The following is a 231-nucleotide window of genomic DNA, read 5'->3' on the forward strand; positions in this document are numbered from 1 at the left end:
CGTCAACGCCGGCAACGACGATGCGGCGCGTCCCACCCGTACCGCCCGGGCCGCCGCACCCGGGGCCATGCCCAACAGCCGGAGCAGATCAGCCCCGGTGCGCAGGTGCCGCCGACCCGGCACACCGGCCCGCTCGGCCGCCACCACCGCCGAGGAGATCACCACATCCAACAGATTCCGCGCCGACACCGCAGCAGCCAACACACCCAACAAGACCTCGTCATCGACCAC

At 71.9% G+C, this 231-nt stretch carries 1 pseudogene; it reads right to left on the reverse strand.

What is annotated here, in order from left to right:
* Positions 1-231 (reverse strand): annotated as a pseudogene (locus tag G154_RS27060) (HNH endonuclease); the annotation flags it as partial.

The sequence above is a fragment of the Mycobacterium sp. VKM Ac-1816D genome (genome assembly GCF_000416385.1).
Taxonomy (GTDB): domain Bacteria; phylum Actinomycetota; class Actinomycetes; order Mycobacteriales; family Mycobacteriaceae; genus Mycobacterium; species Mycobacterium neoaurum_A.